The organism is Alcanivorax sp. P2S70, from assembly GCF_000475295.1.
Lineage (GTDB): Bacteria > Pseudomonadota > Gammaproteobacteria > Pseudomonadales > Alcanivoracaceae > Alcanivorax > Alcanivorax profundi.
Map to the genome: position 1 here is coordinate 117,562 of NZ_AXBZ01000025.1, position 17,170 is coordinate 134,731.

General features: G+C 60.7%; 16 protein-coding genes. 6 read left to right on the top strand and 10 right to left on the bottom strand.

Annotated elements, in window-relative coordinates; genetic code table 11:
* Nucleotides 1–65: 65 nt before the first annotated feature.
* Both Q672_RS26395 and Q672_RS26400 read right to left on the bottom strand, forming a co-directional pair.
* Nucleotides 66–554, bottom strand: coding sequence for an NUDIX hydrolase (locus Q672_RS26395; RefSeq protein ID WP_022985486.1), 489 nt, complete (start codon nucleotides 552–554; stop codon nucleotides 66–68).
* Nucleotides 555–778: 224 nt separating this feature from the next.
* Nucleotides 779–1,807 carry an AraC family transcriptional regulator gene (locus Q672_RS26400; protein ID WP_022985487.1) on the bottom strand — a complete coding sequence of 343 codons (1,029 nt, stop codon included), beginning with the start codon at nucleotides 1,805–1,807 and terminating at the stop codon, nucleotides 779–781.
* A 139-nt stretch (nucleotides 1,808–1,946) separates the two neighbouring features.
* Between Q672_RS26400 and Q672_RS26405 the strand changes: the two genes are divergently transcribed.
* Nucleotides 1,947–3,011 carry a fatty acid desaturase family protein gene (locus Q672_RS26405; RefSeq protein WP_022985488.1) on the top strand — a complete coding sequence of 355 codons (1,065 nt, stop codon included), beginning with the start codon at nucleotides 1,947–1,949 and terminating at the stop codon, nucleotides 3,009–3,011.
* 65 nt (nucleotides 3,012–3,076) lie between these two features.
* Here Q672_RS26405 and Q672_RS26410 read toward each other — a convergent pair whose 3' ends face one another.
* On the bottom strand, nucleotides 3,077–3,766 hold the full coding sequence (locus Q672_RS26410) for a pseudouridine synthase (RefSeq protein ID WP_022985489.1): 690 nt from the start codon (nucleotides 3,764–3,766) through the stop codon (nucleotides 3,077–3,079).
* 113 nt (nucleotides 3,767–3,879) lie between these two features.
* Between Q672_RS26410 and rep the strand changes: the two genes are divergently transcribed.
* Complete coding sequence (rep, locus tag Q672_RS26415) at nucleotides 3,880–5,901, top strand: DNA helicase Rep (RefSeq protein WP_022985490.1); 2,022 nt, start codon at nucleotides 3,880–3,882, stop codon at nucleotides 5,899–5,901.
* A gap of 45 nt (nucleotides 5,902–5,946) precedes the next feature.
* On the opposite strand, the gene Q672_RS26420 is transcribed toward rep, so the two are convergent.
* On the bottom strand, nucleotides 5,947–6,816 hold the full coding sequence (locus Q672_RS26420; RefSeq protein ID WP_022985491.1) for a LysR family transcriptional regulator: 870 nt from the start codon (nucleotides 6,814–6,816) through the stop codon (nucleotides 5,947–5,949).
* Nucleotides 6,817–7,061: 245 nt separating this feature from the next.
* Here Q672_RS26420 and Q672_RS26425 point away from each other — a divergent pair, with 245 nt between their 5' ends.
* Both Q672_RS26425 and fghA read left to right on the top strand, forming a co-directional pair.
* Nucleotides 7,062–8,171 carry an S-(hydroxymethyl)glutathione dehydrogenase/class III alcohol dehydrogenase gene (locus Q672_RS26425; RefSeq protein WP_022985492.1) on the top strand — a complete coding sequence of 370 codons (1,110 nt, stop codon included), beginning with the start codon at nucleotides 7,062–7,064 and terminating at the stop codon, nucleotides 8,169–8,171.
* A gap of 78 nt (nucleotides 8,172–8,249) precedes the next feature.
* Nucleotides 8,250–9,092, top strand: a complete 843-nt coding sequence (gene fghA / locus Q672_RS26430) for an S-formylglutathione hydrolase (RefSeq protein WP_022985493.1) — start codon at nucleotides 8,250–8,252, stop codon at nucleotides 9,090–9,092.
* Between the two features lie 58 nt (nucleotides 9,093–9,150).
* On the opposite strand, the gene Q672_RS26435 is transcribed toward fghA, so the two are convergent.
* From Q672_RS26435 to Q672_RS26445, 3 genes are read right to left on the bottom strand one after another with little or no spacing between them, the layout of a single operon-like run.
* On the bottom strand, nucleotides 9,151–9,498 hold the full coding sequence (locus tag Q672_RS26435; protein WP_022985494.1) for a hypothetical protein: 348 nt from the start codon (nucleotides 9,496–9,498) through the stop codon (nucleotides 9,151–9,153).
* Nucleotides 9,488–10,489, bottom strand: a complete 1,002-nt coding sequence (locus Q672_RS26440) for a phosphotransferase family protein (RefSeq protein WP_022985495.1) — start codon at nucleotides 10,487–10,489, stop codon at nucleotides 9,488–9,490. Before Q672_RS26440 ends, Q672_RS26435 begins: the two co-directional genes overlap by 11 nt.
* Entirely contained in the window at nucleotides 10,489–11,535 is a 1,047-nt protein-coding gene (locus Q672_RS26445; RefSeq protein WP_022985496.1) for a DUF7064 domain-containing protein, read from the bottom strand. Before Q672_RS26445 ends, Q672_RS26440 begins: the two co-directional genes overlap by 1 nt.
* Before the next feature lie 155 nt (nucleotides 11,536–11,690).
* Here Q672_RS26445 and Q672_RS26450 point away from each other — a divergent pair, with 155 nt between their 5' ends.
* Nucleotides 11,691–12,215 carry a hypothetical protein gene (locus tag Q672_RS26450; RefSeq protein ID WP_022985497.1) on the top strand — a complete coding sequence of 175 codons (525 nt, stop codon included), beginning with the start codon at nucleotides 11,691–11,693 and terminating at the stop codon, nucleotides 12,213–12,215.
* Between the two features lie 235 nt (nucleotides 12,216–12,450).
* Here Q672_RS26450 and Q672_RS26455 read toward each other — a convergent pair whose 3' ends face one another.
* Both Q672_RS26455 and Q672_RS26460 read right to left on the bottom strand, forming a co-directional pair.
* Nucleotides 12,451–13,431, bottom strand: a complete 981-nt coding sequence (locus Q672_RS26455) for an NAD(P)H-dependent flavin oxidoreductase (RefSeq protein ID WP_022985498.1) — start codon at nucleotides 13,429–13,431, stop codon at nucleotides 12,451–12,453.
* Between the two features lie 203 nt (nucleotides 13,432–13,634).
* Nucleotides 13,635–14,642, bottom strand: coding sequence for an AraC family transcriptional regulator (locus Q672_RS26460; RefSeq protein ID WP_022985499.1), 1,008 nt, complete (start codon nucleotides 14,640–14,642; stop codon nucleotides 13,635–13,637).
* A 92-nt stretch (nucleotides 14,643–14,734) separates the two neighbouring features.
* On the opposite strand from Q672_RS26460, the gene Q672_RS26465 reads away from it, so the two are divergent.
* Nucleotides 14,735–15,712 (top strand): sterol desaturase family protein, encoded by a 978-nt coding sequence (locus Q672_RS26465; protein WP_031226494.1) that lies wholly within the window; start codon nucleotides 14,735–14,737, stop codon nucleotides 15,710–15,712.
* Nucleotides 15,713–15,813: 101 nt separating this feature from the next.
* Here the strand turns inward: Q672_RS26465 and Q672_RS26470 are convergent, their stop codons facing one another.
* A complete protein-coding gene (locus Q672_RS26470; RefSeq protein ID WP_031226495.1) occupies nucleotides 15,814–17,148 on the bottom strand; it encodes an MATE family efflux transporter in 1,335 nt (444 codons plus the stop codon).
* Between the last annotated feature and the right edge of the window lie 22 nt (nucleotides 17,149–17,170).

A 17,170-nucleotide genomic window follows, 5' to 3' on the forward strand; every position in this document is an offset into this window, starting at 1 on the left:
AACTCTTTCCTGCTAGAGGGGGAAACGCTACCCAGCGGCACCGTGGATCACAAGGACGAAAACGCTCAGAAGGTCGATGACAACAGCAAGGAAAGGGCATGGCGGGTATCCGGCGTTGCCTCCGGCAGGGCCAGTGCCTGACTGGCTGACATCCACTTCACGTCAACCACTTCGTCACTCAGGGACACCGCCTGCTGACAGACCGTTACCGACGCCAGCGCACCCCAGACCTGATGGTGCGGATTGGCGAACCAGAACCATTGCCAACGGGAAAATTGGCGGCGCACACCCAGCTCTTCATGCAATTCCCGGCTGAGCCCGCGGGCCACGGATTCATCCGGACGCATCACCCCACCCGCAGCAAGATCCCAGCCGCCTGGGTAAAAGTGCTTGTCTGCCGACCGTTGCTGCACACAGATGCGCCCGGCCAGATCCTGCACCACCACATAAGAGGCACGATGCATCAACCGCTGACGCTGCATGCGCCCGCGCTGGCAACTGCCAATGGGATGATTGTGTCGGGAGACCAGCAGGACGGGTTCGTGATTGCTCATGGTCGTTGTTATTCACGAGGGTGGACGGGCCACACTAGCGTTATGGGCGAGTGATTGCCAGATGAGACTCTCTGCGCGTCAACCACCGTGGCAGCGGTCGTTCGACCGCGATACCCACACATTGGAAAAGATCGCGGTGGGGCCACCGCTCCCACAGGACAAAACGGCCCACAAAGGAAAACGGTTTTCCACAGCCGTCTCTGTGTAGTGCGTGGAGATACGAATCAGGGCTGGAAATGGCTCGGCGGATGACCGGTCCACTTACGGAAGGCTCGGGCGAAGTTGCTGGGGTCGGCATAGCCCAACCGCATGGCCACCTGTTGCACGGTGATGTTGGCCTGCAGGTAGCCCATGGCCTTGGTCATGCGGACTTCTTCCAGCAGCGAGCGATAACTGACACCCAGGGCGTTCAGGTACCGGCGCAGGGTCCGGGAGGTCACATGGAAGTTACTGGCCAGCTGTTCCAGGCTGGGCAGCATGCCTTCGGCCTGCATCAGACGGGCGCGCACCCGGCTGGCCCAATCCTGGTCTGCCTCCAGGCGCTGCAGCTCTTCTTCGCACTTCTGCGCGGCCATCTGCCGGGAGGCCGGATCCGACAGGGTGAAGGGCTCGTCCAGCAAGCGCGACGGCAGACGCAGCGCGGCGACGTCGGCATCGAACTCCACGGGCATGTCCAGAAGCTGGTGATACCGCTCCGCATGGGCCGGCGCCGGATACGGCAGCTCCAGTACCGCGCCCCGGAACCGGTCGCCCAGCAGGTAGCGAATCCCGCCAACCACGGCGGCCACCACCACTTCCAGATACGTCTCACGGATGTCGCCCAGCGGTACGCTTTCGATCAGGCAGAAACGCACCCCGGCATCCGTGGGCTCAATACGCGGGACACACAAACGGGTGCGGGTGCGGAAATAGCGCTCCAGCAAGCGCAGGGCATCGCCCAGATCCGCACTGCTGATCGCCGCATAGCCCAGCAGGCCGTGCGCCGTCAGTGTCAGCTGCTGGCCCAGAGTCAGGCCCAGCGCCGGGTTGCCGGTCATCTCGCGGGCGCCCACCATCACCCGGCGGAACTGCTCAAAGCGCAGTGCCGGCTCCGGGTTGTACACCTCGGCTTCGTTCAGGCCAACGCGATTGAGCAGGCGGCGGGTGTCCACACCCACGTCCGCAATCAGCTCCACCAGGTTCCGTACGTAGTTGACGGGAACCGGTGAACGGCCAGTGCCGGGGTCCAGTTGTATGAAGCGTTCGCGACTCATGCCCTCTACTATACGCTACTTCTACCCCTGTCCGAAAATGACCGAATACTGTCCAGCCCTGCACTTCGCCTGAATACGACTGTTCACCAAAATGCGCAGCATCAAGATTCCCTGCCGGTGCTCGCACCAAGGACCGAAGATGAACAGCAACCAAGCCAGCTACAGCCGCCAGTTTGGCGCCGACGACGCCCGCGCTATCCGTGATGCCGTGAAAAAGGATCTGGGGCCGGACACCTTCCGCGCCCGCCCCCGTCGCGCCCTGTGGTTCATCCCCATGACCAGCATCATCGTGGCCAGTCTGACCGCCATCCTGATGCTCGACCTGCCCTGGTGGGGCAATCTGCTGCTGAGTCTGTTGGCGGGGCACACCCTGGCCTGCCAGGCCCTGCTGGCCCATGAAGTGCTGCACGGCGCGCTGGGCATGAGCCGCAAGATGCAGGACCTGCTGGGCTGGATCGGCTTCGGGCCGGCGCTGGTGCCGCCGGAATTCTGGCGCCGCTGGCACAACGTGGCCCACCACGCGCACACCAATCTGGGCGACAAGGACCCGGATTCGTTCGGCACCCTGGTGCGCTACGAAAAGCACCCCGGCACCGCCAACTTCACCAAGCTCGCCCCCGGTGGACGTACCTGGTACAGCTACCTGTTCCTGTTCTATTCCTTCATGTTCCATGCCCAGCTGGTGCTGCGCATGCAGACCCGCAAGCGTGAGGAGTTCAAGGGATTCAACCGCACCAAGGCCATTCGCCAGTCGTACCTGTGCATGGCGGCGTGGATTGCCCTGGCCATCCTGTCCGGCCCGCTGGCGGTCTTTACCGTGCTGATTCCCATGGCGATCATCAACTTCATCGGGCAAAGCTACATTCTCACCAACCACATGCTGCGCCCACAGATGGACAACAACCACCCGGTGGATAACTCCATGAGCGTGCGCGCCTGGCGCTGGATCGACCCGTTGCACTTCCACTTCAGCCACCATGTGGAGCATCACCTGTTCCCGAAAATGGGCTCGGACCAGGCACCGAAAGTGCGCGCCTGGCTGCAACAGGAAATGCCGGACCGTTATGTCTGCCCCAGCCATGTGAAAGCGGTGGCGATGCTCTACAAAACCCCGCGCGTTTATAAAGATGCCAAAACCCTGATCGACCCGCTCAACCCGGAGCGCACCGTCGACGTGATGGAGCTGCAGGGACAGCTGGGGTAAAACGCACTTTCTGCAGGAGCTGGCTTGCAAGCAAGCTCCTGCAGTGAGAAACAGCGATCAGCCCATCACACGCCAGCGATCTCTTCCTCGGTGAGCTGACGGTACTCACCGGGGGCCAAGGCGGCGTCGAGAGCGATCTCGCCGATCTGTTCGCGATGCAGCCCGATCACCTTGTTGCCCCGGGCCGCCAGCATCCGCTTCACCTGGTGGTAACGCCCCTCGGTAATCGTCAACAACAGCTCCCGTTCGCTCACCCGCACTGCCGTGGCCGGCAAGGTAGGCTTGTCTTCGCCGCGCAACAGAACGCCGTCACGCAGTGACTGCAGGTCTTGCTCACTCAGGGGATCTGCACAGCGCACCCGGTAGCGTTTGGCGCAGGCATGATTGGGGGACGTCAATCGATGGGACCAGTCGCCGTCGCTGGTGAGCAGCACCAGCCCGGTGGTGTCCCTGTCCAGTCGCCCGGCGGGGTGCACATCACGGCGCAGCTCCCCCGGCAGCAGATCCAGCACCGTACGATGCTCCGGATCATCCGTGGAACACACCACCCCGGCAGGCTTGTGCAGCATCAGATAGCGCGCCCCCGGCAACGTCACCGGCTCGCCGCGCAACCATACCCCTTGCCCGCTGATCAGCGGGGTATTTGCTTTGGGCCGGGGCTCGCCCTCCACCTGCACCTCGCCACGGCCGATCAGCACCTTGACCTGCTTGCGACTGAGGCCAGTACTGTGGGCAAGAAAATAATCCAGGCGCATGGTGGGTCCGTTCACGACAAGTGGGCGATCAACTGACATCCGGTATCTGGAGTGCAGCCACGACGCTGGTATCATACCCGCCTTTGCCCCACTCCCGAACCGGACTGCACCCCATGAGCAAACTCAATCCCCGCCAACAGGAAGCCGTGCACTACGCCGATGGCCCCTTGCTGGTGCTGGCCGGGGCCGGTTCCGGAAAGACCAGCGTGATCACCCGCAAGATCGCCTGGCTGATCCAGGAGCGGGGCATGTCGGCGCGGCACATCGCGGCGGTGACCTTTACCAACAAAGCCGCCCGTGAAATGAAAGAACGGGTGCAGTCCCTGGTGAGTCGCGACCTGACCCGGGGCCTGATCGTCTCCACTTTCCACAATCTGGGTCTGCGCATTCTCAAGTCCGAGCTGAAAGCCTGCGGCCTGCGCAATGGCTTTTCCATTCTCGATGGCGCCGATAGCAAGGAGATCCTCAAGGAAATTCTTCGCCAGGGTGACTCCGAGCGGGACCTGGACGCGGTGGACGTGATCCACAAGCACATCTCCGACTGGAAGAACGCACTGGTATTGCCGGAGGAAGCGGTGAGCACCGCCGACTCCGACGAGACCCTGCGGGCCGCCATGGCCTACGGGGGTTACGACCGCATGCTGCGGGTGTGCAACGCGGTGGACTTTGATGACCTGATTTTGATGCCGGCACGCATGTTCAAGGAGCAGCCGCGCATTCTGGAAAAGTGGCGTAACCGTATCCAGTATCTGCTCGTGGATGAGTACCAGGACACCAATGGCGCCCAGTACGAGCTGGTAAAAATGCTGACCCTGCCAGAGGGCAAGTTCACCGTGGTGGGCGATGACGATCAGTCCATTTATGCCTGGCGCGGAGCCCGCCCGGAAAACCTGGCACAGCTGCAGGAAGACTGGCCCGCACTGAAAGTCGTCAAGCTGGAACAGAATTACCGCTCTACCGGCCGCATTCTGAAGGCCGCCAATACCGTCATCGACAATAACCCTCACGTATTCGAAAAAACCCTGTGGTCCGATTACGGCTACGGCGAACCGATTCGCTTTTCTGCCCTGCGCGATGAAGATGCCGAAACCGAATGGATCGCCAGCGACATCTTCCACCGCCGATTACAGCACGGCCTCAAGTGGAAAGACTTTGCCATTCTTTATCGCGGCAATTTCCAGTCACGCATTCTGGAAATGAAACTGCAGAGCCTGTCGATCCCGTACAAGGTATCCGGCGGCACCAGCTTCTTCTCGCGCAGCGAGATCAAGGACCTGATGTGCTACCTGCGGCTGCTGGTCAATCCGGATGACGACAATGCTTTCCTGCGCATCATCAATACGCCACGCCGCGAAATCGGCCCGACCACACTGGAAAAGCTGGCCACCTGGGCGCTCAAACGTGAGCAAGGCCTCTACCATGTCTGCGATGATTTTGCGCTCAGCGAGGTGATGGCACCCAAGTCCGCCGAGAAGCTGCAGAAATTCAAGGCATGGCTGGATGCCAAGCGCGAGTTCTGCTTTGGCCAGAACAGTTTGCAGGCCGTTAACGAACTGATTTCCGACATCGACTACGAAGGCTGGCTGATGCAGAACGCCTCCAGCCCGCGCATTGGTGAAAAGCGCATCGAAAACGTCTGGCAGCTGGTTCGCAGCATTGAACGTATGCTGGAAAAGCAGGAAGAGGAAGACGACGGCGCCAGCGACCTGGAGGCCGTGATCAAGAAACTGGTGCTGCTGGACATGCTCGAGCAACAGGAAGAAGAAGACGATTCCGACCGGGTGCAACTGATGACCCTGCACGCCTCCAAAGGGCTGGAATTTCCCCACGTTTACATGATGGGCGTAGAAGAAGAGCTGTTGCCGCATCGCACCAGTATCGAGGAAGACAACATCGTCGAAGAGCGACGCCTGATGTATGTGGGTATTACCCGTGCCCGCGAGACCCTGGCCATGACACAGGCCCTGACCCGCAAACAGTACGGCGAAAAAATCGATACCGCCGCCAGCCGTTTCCTGGAAGAAATTCCCCAGGAAGATATCGACTACCTTGGCATCGGCGTACAGAAAGACGAAGCCAAAGAAGATGCGGTAGCCGAAGCCAGCATCGCCAACCTGCGCGCCCTGCTGGATTGATCACGTTCTGTTTGGTGCGCCGCGGGGTCGTGGCTGAAGCGATTTTCAGGCAAACGACGCCACCAGAAAATCCACAAACTGCCGGACCTTGGGTGACAGGTGACGGTGGCGCGGGTACACCACCCAGACGGCAGTGTGGGTGCACGCATACTGGTCAAGCACACTGACCAGCGCGCCACTTTCCAGATCGGCTTCCACGTAATAATCCGGCAGCTGCACCAGCCCTAACCCCTTTCGCGCCGCATCCAGTAACGCCACCCCGGAGTTGCCCTGCCAGTTCCCCTGCACTTTCAGGTGACGGTGCTGGCCATCCACATCAAAGCTCCACTGGCTGGCGGACCCGCGCAAACAATTATGCCGGCCCAGCTCACCCAGGGTATGGGGGCGGGCATGGCGTTGAAAGTAGCCTGCCGACCCCACCACATACTCCCGACGGGCACACAGCTTGCGCGCAATCAGCGACGAATCAGGCAAGGCGCCCGTGCGAATCGCCACATCGAACCCCTCATCAACGATATCCACCCGGCGGTTGGTGAAATCCAGCTGCACAGACAACTGCGGGTGCCGGTCCAGAAAGTCATTCACCAACGGAGCGATAAAACGCTCGCCGAAGGTCGTCGCACAGGTGAGCTTGAGCACCCCGGTGGGGCTCTGCTGGAAATCACTGATTGCTGCCAGGGCCTCCTGAAAGCCATCGAACAACTGGCCACAGTGCTCAAAGTACACCTGGCCGGCATCCGTGAGCGTCAGGCGGCGCGTGGTCCGGTACAACAACTGGGTGCCCAGCTGGGTTTCCAGTCTCGCCACCAAGCGGCTGACATGGGAACTGGACACGCCCAGATGTCGCGCCGCATGCGCAAAAGAGCCGCGACGCACCACTTCCACAAACGCTTCAATTCGGTCCCAGTGCTGCATAAAGCCCCCGACCCGCTCCTGGACAGGGCGGGTGAATGAGAGATGGAAGGTCGGACATCAGGCAAATTGCTCTGCGTTATTATTGCTCAACAGCAACAATCTATTGCCATATTGTGCCTTATCCCTTCATTCGTGTCTGCGTATAGTGAATCCATCACTCGCCGGCCACGGCAGGGCGGACATCGGCACCGACCGATCGCCACCACCGCCGGCTCTCCCGACCCTCGGTTATTACTGGAGTTACCATGAAGTCACGCGCCGCCGTTGCCTGGGAAGCAGGCAAACCCCTGGTCATTGAAGAAGTCGACGTGGCCGGCCCCAAGGCCGGTGAAGTGCTGGTACAGATCGTTGCCACCGGCGTGTGCCACACCGATGCCTACACCCTGTCCGGCAAGGATCCGGAAGGGATCTTCCCCTCCATCCTCGGCCACGAAGGCGCCGGCATCGTGCAGGAAGTGGGCGAAGGGGTGACCAGCCTCAAGCCGGGCGACCACGTGATCCCGCTCTACACCGCCGAATGCCGCCAGTGTAAATTCTGCCTCAGCGGCAAGACCAACCTGTGCCAGGCGGTGCGTGCCACCCAGGGCCAGGGCTTGATGCCCGACAGCACCAGCCGCTTCTCCATGAATGGCAAGATGCTGCACCACTACATGGGCACCAGCACCTTCTCTGAATACACCGTCGTGCCGGAAATTTCCCTGGCCAAGGTGAGCAAGGAAGCGCCCATGGACAAGATCTGTCTGCTCGGCTGCGGTGTCACCACCGGCATTGGTGCCGTGTTGAATACCGCCAAGGTGGAGCCCGGGTCCACGGTCGCCGTATTCGGCCTGGGCGGTATCGGCCTGTCGGTGATTCAGGGTGCGGTGATGGCCAAGGCCGAGCGCATCATTGCCATCGACGTGAACGACAGCAAGGAAACCATGGCGCGCCAGTTTGGCGCCACCGACTTCATCAACCCCACCCAGTACAGCGACCCGATTCAGGATGTGATCGTGGAGCTGACTGATGGCGGTGTGGACTATTCCTTTGAGTGCATCGGTAACGTCAATGTGATGCGTTCCGCGCTGGAGTGCTGCCACAAGGGCTGGGGCGAATCCGTGATCATTGGCGTGGCCGGTGCCGGCGAAGAAATTGCCACCCGTCCGTTCCAGCTGGTCACCGGCCGGGTCTGGAAAGGCTCCGCTTTCGGTGGCGTTAAAGGCCGTACCGAACTGCCGGGCTATGTGGATCGCTACATGAAAGGCGAAATCAAACTGGATGAATTCGTGACCCACACCATGGGCCTGGAAGACATCAACAAAGCCTTTGATCTGATGCACGAAGGCAAGAGCATCCGCTCTGTCATCTTGTTCTAGAACACCTACACGCAACACGCTTCACGCTAACACGCCCATACGCGTGACAGCGTGAGGCGTGCCAGCGAGGGATTATTCATGTCCGATATCGAACTGGTTTCCGCCACCAAGTCCTTCGGTGGCTGGCTGAAACGCTACAAGCACCGCAGTACCGTACTGAACTGCGACATGATCTTTGCCATTTACCTGCCCCCTGCGGCAGAAGAGCACCCCGTACCACTGCTGTGGTGGCTCTCCGGCCTTACCTGCACGGACGAAAACTTCATGCAGAAAGCGGGCGCACAACGCACGGCGGCAGAACTTGGGTTGGCCATCGTCTGCCCGGATACCAGCCCCCGCGGCAGTGACTTGCCGGGCGAACACGACAGCTATGATTTTGGATCCGGTGCCGGCTTTTATGTGAACGCCACCCAGGCTCCGTGGAACCAGCATTACCGCATGTATGACTACGTCACCAGCGAATTGCCCGCCCTGGTGAGCGCGCACTTTCCGCTGAATGGCAAGCAGGCCATTAGCGGTCATTCCATGGGCGGACATGGTGCTCTGATCTGCGCGCTGAAAAACCCTGGCCGCTACACCTCCGTCTCGGCCTTTGCCCCCATCTGCAATCCGGGCCAATGCCCGTGGGGCGAAAAGGCACTGGGCGGCTACCTGGGAGACAACCGGGAACTGTGGCATGAATGGGACAGCTGTGAACTGATCAAGGCCCAGGGTAGCGACCTGCCGTTACTGGTCGATCAAGGGGACGCTGACAACTTCTACGTGGACGGACAACTGCGCCCCGAGGCCCTGGCCGCCGCCTGCGAAGAGGCCAGCGTGCCATGCACCCTGAGACTGCAGCCGGGCTACGACCATTCCTACTTCTTTATCGCCAGCTTTATTGATGAACATCTGCGCTATCACGCAGAGAAGTTACAGTAGCATTACCCGCGGGCACAACCGTGCCCGCAGCCCGAAGCTCCCGCTTGAGGGGCGAACCTCAAAGCGGGTAACGGGGGTTGTCGATAGCCAGTTTTTCTTCGGCCAGGGGAAGCCAGAGGCTCAGAATTTTCTGCAATGCATCAGGCAACACGCCTTGCGAAAACGCCTCTGCCAACGTGGCAGCATCGCTGTCTTTCAGACCCAGAATGTCCGCGCTTTGCTTGATCACCTCGCGTTCGTTTTTCTGATAGCGCGGCGATAGCGTCGCTTCCCGGGCCAGCAACGCCTCCAGATGGCGAATGATCTTGCCGTAGTAGTCATCGACCCGGGAATCCGCATCCGGCTGCTGACGGTAGGCGGCAATGGCAGCCACCAACTCACTGGCGGTGGGGCGATTAAGGGGCATGGTTCAGCTCCGTGAGATCCTGCAGGCAGACCAGCATGTCGTATTCCGTTTCCGCCACGCGGCGGCCAATGGCGGCGCGCTCCAGGCTGGGCACATGACCGCGCAGGTAACTGTACGCCTGGTACTGACAGATCACCCCCCACTTGAAGGTGCCGAGCAATTCCCAATAACGGGCATGGAGCGGGTCCACGGTGATGCCCGTGGCGGCCTGGTAGGCGAGGTATAAGGCCTCGCGGCTGTCGATACCGGCAACAGGCAGGTGACGACGACCAAAGCGCCAGGCGTTCACGCACAGCCAGCCCAGGTCTTCCATGGGGTCGCCCAGGTGCGTCAGCTCCCAGTCCAGCACGCCCTGCAAACCGTTGTCCGTGATCAGAAAATTTCCCAACCGGAAATCCCCGTGCACGAGCGCCGGGGACGCACATTCCGGGGCATTGGCTTTCAGCCAGCCATAGACCAGGGAAAAAACAGGCAAGGCTTCACCGTAATCCTGATGCATGGCGTACAGTTGCTCTACCTGGGTCAGGGCATCCTGCACCGGCAAGCCGTCCAAGACAGCGGGCGGGGTACGGTGAATGGCCGCCAGCGCCTGTGCCGCCTGCTGGCAAAAACCGTCCCGTGCCGGGCGGTAGCGATCGTCCTTCAACAACACCGGCGGTAGCGATTCACCGGGTAGCGCTTCCATCAGGTAGCCCTCCCCCAGTCCTTCCTGCCCCGACAGAATGGTCACTACCCTGGCCACCGGGCAGCCCGCTTCCCCCGCAGCCTGCTGGGCACGGGCCTCCCAGGTTTTGCCCGGCGCCATGCCAAGATCTTCGGCGCCGGCATCCAGCCGCAGAATCCAGTCCTGTGGCTGCCCGTCCAGTGTAGCCTGCACACGCCAGGTATCGGCCGACGCGCCCGCGGTCAGGCGACGACAACGGCTAATCTCGACCTGCCCTGCCAGCCGTGCCGGCAAGACCTGCCCGATACGCTCTGCGGTAATGGCCATCAGCAGTGGCGGCCTACTGGCACACCCTCGACGATCTGGTCCAGGTACTCCGACATGCCATAGCCGGTGAGCCCATCACAATGAAAGCGGCTCATGGCTTCGGTAATACGGGTATGACGCCACTCGCCGGCATCAGTCTGGCGACGGTTACGCAGGGGAATGAGCGCCAGCGACTTCCCTTCTATCTGATACTCCCTGCCACTGACCGTACGCAGGGACACAGACTGGGCCGTCGCCTGATCGCGGCCATCGAGGGTGGACGACAGTGTTGCGGTTTCCACCAGATCGTACGCCGCCTCACTGCCATCCCGGGTGTCGTACACCATGCCCCAGATATGCCGGCGACCGCTGGCCATCTGCACAATGGACACGTTGACGGCAAAGTCCTCACGGAACACCAGCGGCAACCAGCGATACCAGTACAGGTTTTGCCAGTAGCGCGGCCCCCAGGAATGATCGCGCAGCCCAAACCCGTTCAGGGCGAAGGCTTCGCCATCGATCGTGACCTCACCCTGCCCTTTCATGTGCTGCTCGTAATGGCCGCGGGCAAAGGATTCGTCCGGGTCTTCCTCAATCGGGTTACCGTTATCATCCACCGCTTCGCCACCGTACACCGGCGTCATACCCGTGAAGGTGAGCGATGCACTGACCTTTACCCGCGGGTTATTGGCAAACGCCTGCTTGGGGTCTTCCATTTGCTGGGGATCATCCAGCAGGCAGGCCTCCCCCTGGTAATGCAGCTTCAGGGTTTTGAACGGCTCGACCACCTCGAAGCGCATGCCCCCGGCCTCCAGCGCCTCATTGCTGTCGATGGACACACGCCGGAACATGAAGGCCACGCGCCCGTCAGGAAGATAAAAACAGAACGACATTTCCGCATGGCCTTCATTGGGCCGATTCCCGACACGAAACCAGCCACCGCAGGCCTGATCGTGATCAAACAGATTGATGTACATGCTTTCGTTGAAGTTGCTGGCAGCTTCAATGGGGTGCATGTATTCGTCTTCCGGTTCCAGCCGGATGTGCGCATTCTTGCCGAGATCCATTCCGTGTCTCCTGCGTGATTTTTTTCTTTCCCTCAGGGTGAAAGCTTCCCCTTCCATTTGCACTGACAAGGGCTGACAAACGCCCTTGGCGAATTGGTCATGTCACCACCGGACCGGCCCGCGTAGATTGAAGAAAAAAAGAGGGATCACACCCGATGGAAGAACTTCGCCAGCTACTGCTGCCCTGGTATCTACAAATCAAGTTTGTTCATTTACTTTTCGTGATGATCTGGAGTTTCAGTACGGCGGTGGCCTACACCTGGTACGTGAAATCGGCCTGGCTGGCCTGGCAACGCACCCCGGATGACCCCCACCGGCTGGAACGTCGCAACTGGACCATGGAACAGTTCGACCGGGGCGCATCGCTGGAACACATCGCCTTCCCGATCGTGCTGGCCACCGGCGCACTCATGGTATGGCTTACCGGTTGGGGAATGGACTCCCACTGGCTGATGGTCAAGCTGGCCATCGTCATCGGCATCTTCATCCCGGTGGAAGTGTTTGATTACTGGATTTCGCATTTCGGAGGCAGCAAGAAACAATGGCGCCTGAAAGGCGACATGAAGCGCTATGAAAAGCTGATGCAGTGGCACTGGCTGTTCTTTCGCATCAGCACCCCGCTGGTGATGATTTTTATTCCGATGATTATTTATCTGGCGGTGACCAAGCCGGGGTTTTAGCTGTGAGCTGTGGGCTTTCAACAGCATAATCCGGGAGTGAGAGGTTGGCTCGTTCGTGCGCCCTAACATTTAACAACGGCTATCGTGCCGCCACCGAGCGTAGCGAATAACCGGCGCTCCTACGGAGGGTATGGGAATGTTTCGTGTTGCGTGTTGCGACCGCAAAGCGGGCAAAAAAAAGCCAGGGGAAAACCCCTGGCTGGACTCGGGAGAGCGAGTTTAAAACCGGGAACGTTTAGCCGTCGATGAAACCGGCCAGACGTTGTTTGATGGTGGCATTACACTCGGTAATGATGTCATCAATAATTTCTGCACAGCTCGGGTAGCTGTCGATCAGGCCCTGAACAATACCGGAGGTCCAGATACCACCATCGATTTCGCCAGAGGTCAGCGCGGCCTTGCCTTTCACACCGGCCACCAGGTCAACGATGTATTCGAACTTCATGTCCTGACCTTTCTCACGCTCAATCTCGTTTACCTTGGTGGCAACGGCGTTCTTGAACACGCGAGCGGTATTGTTCAGCGGACGGAAGATCAGCGCGGTGTCCAGCTCGGACGCTTCGGCGATGGCCTTCTTCATGTTCTCGTGAACCGGCGCTTCTGCAGAGGCCAGGAAACGGGTTCCCATATTGATGCCATCCGCACCCAGGGCCAGACAGGCGGCCATCTGGGCACCGGTACCAATACCCCCGGAAGCCAGCATCGGGATCTTCAGCACCTTGGCTGCGGCAGGCAGCAATACCAGGTTGGGAATGTCATCTTCACCGGGGTGGCCGGCACACTCGAAGCCGTCCACTGACACCGCCGCCACACCGACTTTCTCGGCCTTCAGGGCGTGACGTACAGAGGTACACTTATGAACAACCTTGACGCCCGCATCGGCAAACAACGGCATGAAGGGTTCCGGGTTACGGCCAGCGGTTTCGACCACCGGAATGCCGTTTTCACAGATCACGCGCGCGTATTCTTCGTAGGGAACCGGCTTGATGGTGGGCAGGATGGTCAGGTTCACGCCGAAGGGCTTGTCGGTCATTTCCTTGCAGCGCTTGATTTCCTTGTCCAGATCTTCCGGAGTAGGCTGGGTCAGGCCGGTGATGATGCCCAGACCACCGGCGTTGGATACCGCGGCTGCCAATTCGGCGTAGCCCACGTTCTGCATGCCGCCCTGTACGATCGGATACTGGATGCCCAGCAATTCAGTAATACGCGTTTTCATGGGTGTGTTCCCCTGCTGAATTCACAACTGCCCCACAGGGCGTGATGGCAGCAAGGTAAACAAGATGCGTATCAATCAGCAATGACAGGATTGTTCAGGGGCCCGGACAGTTTTGATAGCGGCGTCTCGCCAATCACATTAACTCGCTGTTTTCTCTGACTTTAGGCCCCATTTCCCCTACACATCCTGTGACGCTTTCGTGCTCAACCTTGCAATCCCCGCAGCTGACGGCGGGCCACTGCCGGTGTGCTGCCGGTCCATTGGCGCCAGGCTCGGCTGAACGCGCTGTGCTCGGAAAACCCCAGCAGCAGGGCAATGTCCCCCAGCGTGAGGGACGGGTCGGCCAGGTAGTGGCGTCCCAATTGCTCGCGGGTCCGGTCAAGCAGTGCGCGCCAGGTCAGCTGACGTTCCGCCAATCGACGCTGCAGGGTGCGTACCGACATGTGCAGCGTGGCCGCCAGCCGCGGCAGCGTGACCTTGCCCTCGGGCATCAGCCTCACCATGGCCTGTTGCAGGGCACGATCGAAGCTGTCGGAGTCCGGTAGCGCCAGCAGCATGGCGCTGGCCTGGCGGTCCAGCAGGCTGCGCATGCTGGGGTCGCTATGCGGGAGTGGCAGGGTCAGCAGATGCACCGGGAACACCACCTGGGTCCAGGGTTGCGCAAAACGCACCGGGCAGCCAAAGAACGCCTCATGGGCGGCGCATGCCGCTGCCGACGGGGTCGCGAAGGGAAAATCCACCGCCAGCGGAGCGGGCGGATCGTCCAGCTGGCGACGCAGAAACGCCACCAGGCTGGCGATGGCCACGGTGTCTGCCAACTCACCGGTGGAGTCCTCCCCCGACCAGCGCAGCATCATGGTGTCGCCCTCGGCATGCACCTCGACCAGATTCTGGCCGTAGAACAGGGATTCATAGCGCTGGTACGCCAGCATGGCTTCGCCAAGGGTCCGACAGGTGAGCAACAGGTACCCCAGCACGCCAACATGGCGCGGCTGAATCCGCGCACCGATGGCCAGCCCCGGTGCAGGCCGGCCCGGCCGTAGCGCCACCGCCTGCGCCAGCATGTCTTGCCAGAGTGGAATCGGCACCACATCGGCACTGCTACGGCTATCGAGCAAGGTACGCAGTTCAGGGGCCGGCAGATTCTCCTGGTCCAGCCAATCCGTCAGCAGCTGGATCCAGGCTCCGGTCACCCGCATGGGGGTTGCCATGGGCGATTATCCGTTTGTCGTTTGGCATCGATTGTCAAAAATACGGCATGCATCGTCAATACCTGCCGTCAGCTGCCGCCCATAATGCCTGCATGACAACAACGCATAACGGTGGAGGCCCCATGGTGCTGCTGGAATGGTTCGAGGATGTACTGCGTGAGAGTGGATTGATGCCACTGTGGGAAGCCGTTTCCCCCTGGCTGGCCCTGGACGAGCGGCAGTTGATCTTTGTGGTTGCCACGCCCGTGTTTATCGGCCTGTTCCTGTGGGAGTACCGAAAGATCCGCCATAACCCGGCACTGGCCAATGGCCGCGAGTCCCTGCTCAACTTCCTGCTAGGCGCGGGCTACCAGACCACCGAACTGTTGTTCGCCGGCCTGATCGCGTTCCCGGTCTATGCCTTTGCCTTCCACCACCGGCTCATGGACATCGAATTGAGCTGGGCGACGGCCTTGCTGTTGTGGGTGCTGGTGGATTTCTTCTATTACTGGTTCCATCGCACCTCCCATCGGGTGCGCTGGTTCTGGGCCGCCCACGTCACCCATCATTCTTCCGAGCGCATGAACTTCTCCACCGCCATGCGCCAGAACGCCACCAATATCTTCAATGGTGGCTGGCTGTTCTACGTGCCGCTGGCCTTCGTGGGTTTCAATCCGGTATGGATCGGGGTCTGCTATGCCCTGTCGCTGGTGTACCAGTACTTCATCCACACCACCCTGGTGGACAAGCTTCACCCGGCCATTGAAGCTGTCTTCAATACCCCAAGCCACCACCGTGTTCATCACGGCCGCAACCCGGAATACATCGATCAGAACTACGCCGGTGTCTTCATTGTCTGGGACAAGATGTTCGGCACCTTCGTGGAGGAAAAACAGGATTTGCCGGTGGAATACGGCATCACCCGCCCGGTCTACAGCAACAGTCTGATCGTCAACTGGTGCCACGAATACGCCGACATGTTCAAAGCCATGGCAAAACGCGGCCCCCTCACCCAGCGCCTGAAACACCTGTGGAAACCACCGGAGTGGGAGAGGGAAAGCAGTGAACAGTTAACCGTGAAAAGTGAATAGCTGCGCGAGCAACCTTTTCGGTTTTCAACGCATGAGGCCGCGCCCAACGTCTGGACGCGGCCTCATGCGTTCTAAAACCCCGGGTCGCTTCCGCGACGCTGTTAACTGTTCACGGAAGAAAGCGCCTGTCGATACATCCCCCACGCCATCACACCAGCCATCAGGTTGCCAAAGGCCGCGCCCAGGGCGAGGCCGCCGAAGTCGCCGAGGTGGAAGCCCAGCCATAACAGCGGCAGGTAGCACAGGAACAGACGCAGGAAGGAAATCAACATGGCACGCATGGGCCAGCCGAGGGCATTACTGGCTGAGACCACCAGCATGCAGACACCCAGCAAACCATAGCTGGGAGGCAGCCAGCGAATCAGCACGGTGAGGTAGGCCTGCACCGGGGCCGAGTCTACCAACATCCCGGCCAGCGGCCCGGCCAGGACCGCCAGCAACAGCCCCAGCAGCACCTGCCAACCCACCACCATGGCCGCGCCCACTTTCATCAGCCGTTGCACGGTGTCCCAGTCATTGCTGCCGTAGCAACGCCCCAGCCAGGGCGGCAGTGCCATGGTCATGCCCAGCACCAGAACGATGGAGAAGCTCTCCAGACGACTGGCCATCCCCCAGGCAGCCACCGCCTGGTCCCCACTGCGCGCCACCAGCGCGGTGGCCAGCATGGCCGCCAAGGGGGGCATCAGCTGGCTGATCATCGCTGGCCCGGCAATATGAAAAAACGGCAGGGCCGAGTCGCGCATCTGCTGCAACATGCCCTCACGTTGCACCCAGCCCTTGCCCTTCAGAGACAGCACCAGCAGCACGCCCCCCAGCGCAAACGCCAACAGGGTCGCCAGTGCCGCCCCCGGCAGACCGAAACCCTGCCACTCCCCCACCCCGAAAATCAGCAGCGGGTCGAGCACCAGATTGAGCAGGCTGGTGACCACCATCATCAGACCCGGGAAGCGGGTATTGCCGTGGGCCCGGAACAGGCTGTAGCCAAAATACACCACACCGCCCACCCACATGGCAGGCAATTGCAGGGCCCAATAGGGGCGAATCAACGTCTGGATTTCCGGCGACGCCCCCAACAGGGTGAACACCGGGGTCTGTACCAGCCACAACAGCCCCACCAGCAACCCCTGGAGCACGCCACCGCCGACCAGCACCAGCGCCCCCAGCCGGTTGGCTTCGGTCTGCTTGCCGGCGCCGATGGAGCGTGAAATCAGCGCGGCAATGGCGATGCCCACCCCCACCTGCACCCCGATCACCAGAAACGCCAACGGGAAGGTAAAGGACTGGGCCGCCAGCGGCGCCGTGCCCAACCGCGCCACAAAAATGCTGTCGACCAGATGAAACCCGAGCAACGACATCACCCCCAGCGCCATGGGCCAGGTCTGCTGCCACAACTGGCGGGCAAGCGCGGTATTGGAAAGAGAAGCAGTTGAGTTCAAAGGCACGCTCGGCGGGTGGTAG

Excerpts from the sequence above, each read along its gene's own strand:
- Q672_RS26410 (WP_022985489.1), bottom strand. The coding sequence starts at position 3,766 with ATGCGCCTGGATTATTTTCTTGCCCACAGTACTGGCCTCAGTCGCAAG.
- Q672_RS26435 (WP_022985494.1), bottom strand. The coding sequence starts at position 9,498 with ATGCCCCTTAATCGCCCCACCGCCAGTGAGTTGGTGGCTGCCATTGCC.
- Q672_RS26455 (WP_022985498.1), bottom strand. The coding sequence starts at position 13,431 with ATGAAAACGCGTATTACTGAATTGCTGGGCATCCAGTATCCGATCGTA.
- Q672_RS26395 (WP_022985486.1), bottom strand. The coding sequence starts at position 554 with ATGAGCAATCACGAACCCGTCCTGCTGGTCTCCCGACACAATCATCCC.
- Q672_RS26445 (WP_022985496.1), bottom strand. The coding sequence starts at position 11,535 with ATGGATCTCGGCAAGAATGCGCACATCCGGCTGGAACCGGAAGACGAA.
- Q672_RS26465 (WP_031226494.1), top strand. The coding sequence starts at position 14,735 with ATGACAACAACGCATAACGGTGGAGGCCCCATGGTGCTGCTGGAATGG.
- fghA (WP_022985493.1), top strand. The coding sequence starts at position 8,250 with ATGTCCGATATCGAACTGGTTTCCGCCACCAAGTCCTTCGGTGGCTGG.
- Q672_RS26450 (WP_022985497.1), top strand. The coding sequence starts at position 11,691 with ATGGAAGAACTTCGCCAGCTACTGCTGCCCTGGTATCTACAAATCAAG.
- Q672_RS26440 (WP_022985495.1), bottom strand. The coding sequence starts at position 10,489 with ATGGCCATTACCGCAGAGCGTATCGGGCAGGTCTTGCCGGCACGGCTG.
- Q672_RS26420 (WP_022985491.1), bottom strand. The coding sequence starts at position 6,816 with ATGCAGCACTGGGACCGAATTGAAGCGTTTGTGGAAGTGGTGCGTCGC.
- Q672_RS26405 (WP_022985488.1), top strand. The coding sequence starts at position 1,947 with ATGAACAGCAACCAAGCCAGCTACAGCCGCCAGTTTGGCGCCGACGAC.
- rep (WP_022985490.1), top strand. The coding sequence starts at position 3,880 with ATGAGCAAACTCAATCCCCGCCAACAGGAAGCCGTGCACTACGCCGAT.
- Q672_RS26460 (WP_022985499.1), bottom strand. The coding sequence starts at position 14,642 with ATGGCAACCCCCATGCGGGTGACCGGAGCCTGGATCCAGCTGCTGACG.
- Q672_RS26425 (WP_022985492.1), top strand. The coding sequence starts at position 7,062 with ATGAAGTCACGCGCCGCCGTTGCCTGGGAAGCAGGCAAACCCCTGGTC.
- Q672_RS26400 (WP_022985487.1), bottom strand. The coding sequence starts at position 1,807 with ATGAGTCGCGAACGCTTCATACAACTGGACCCCGGCACTGGCCGTTCA.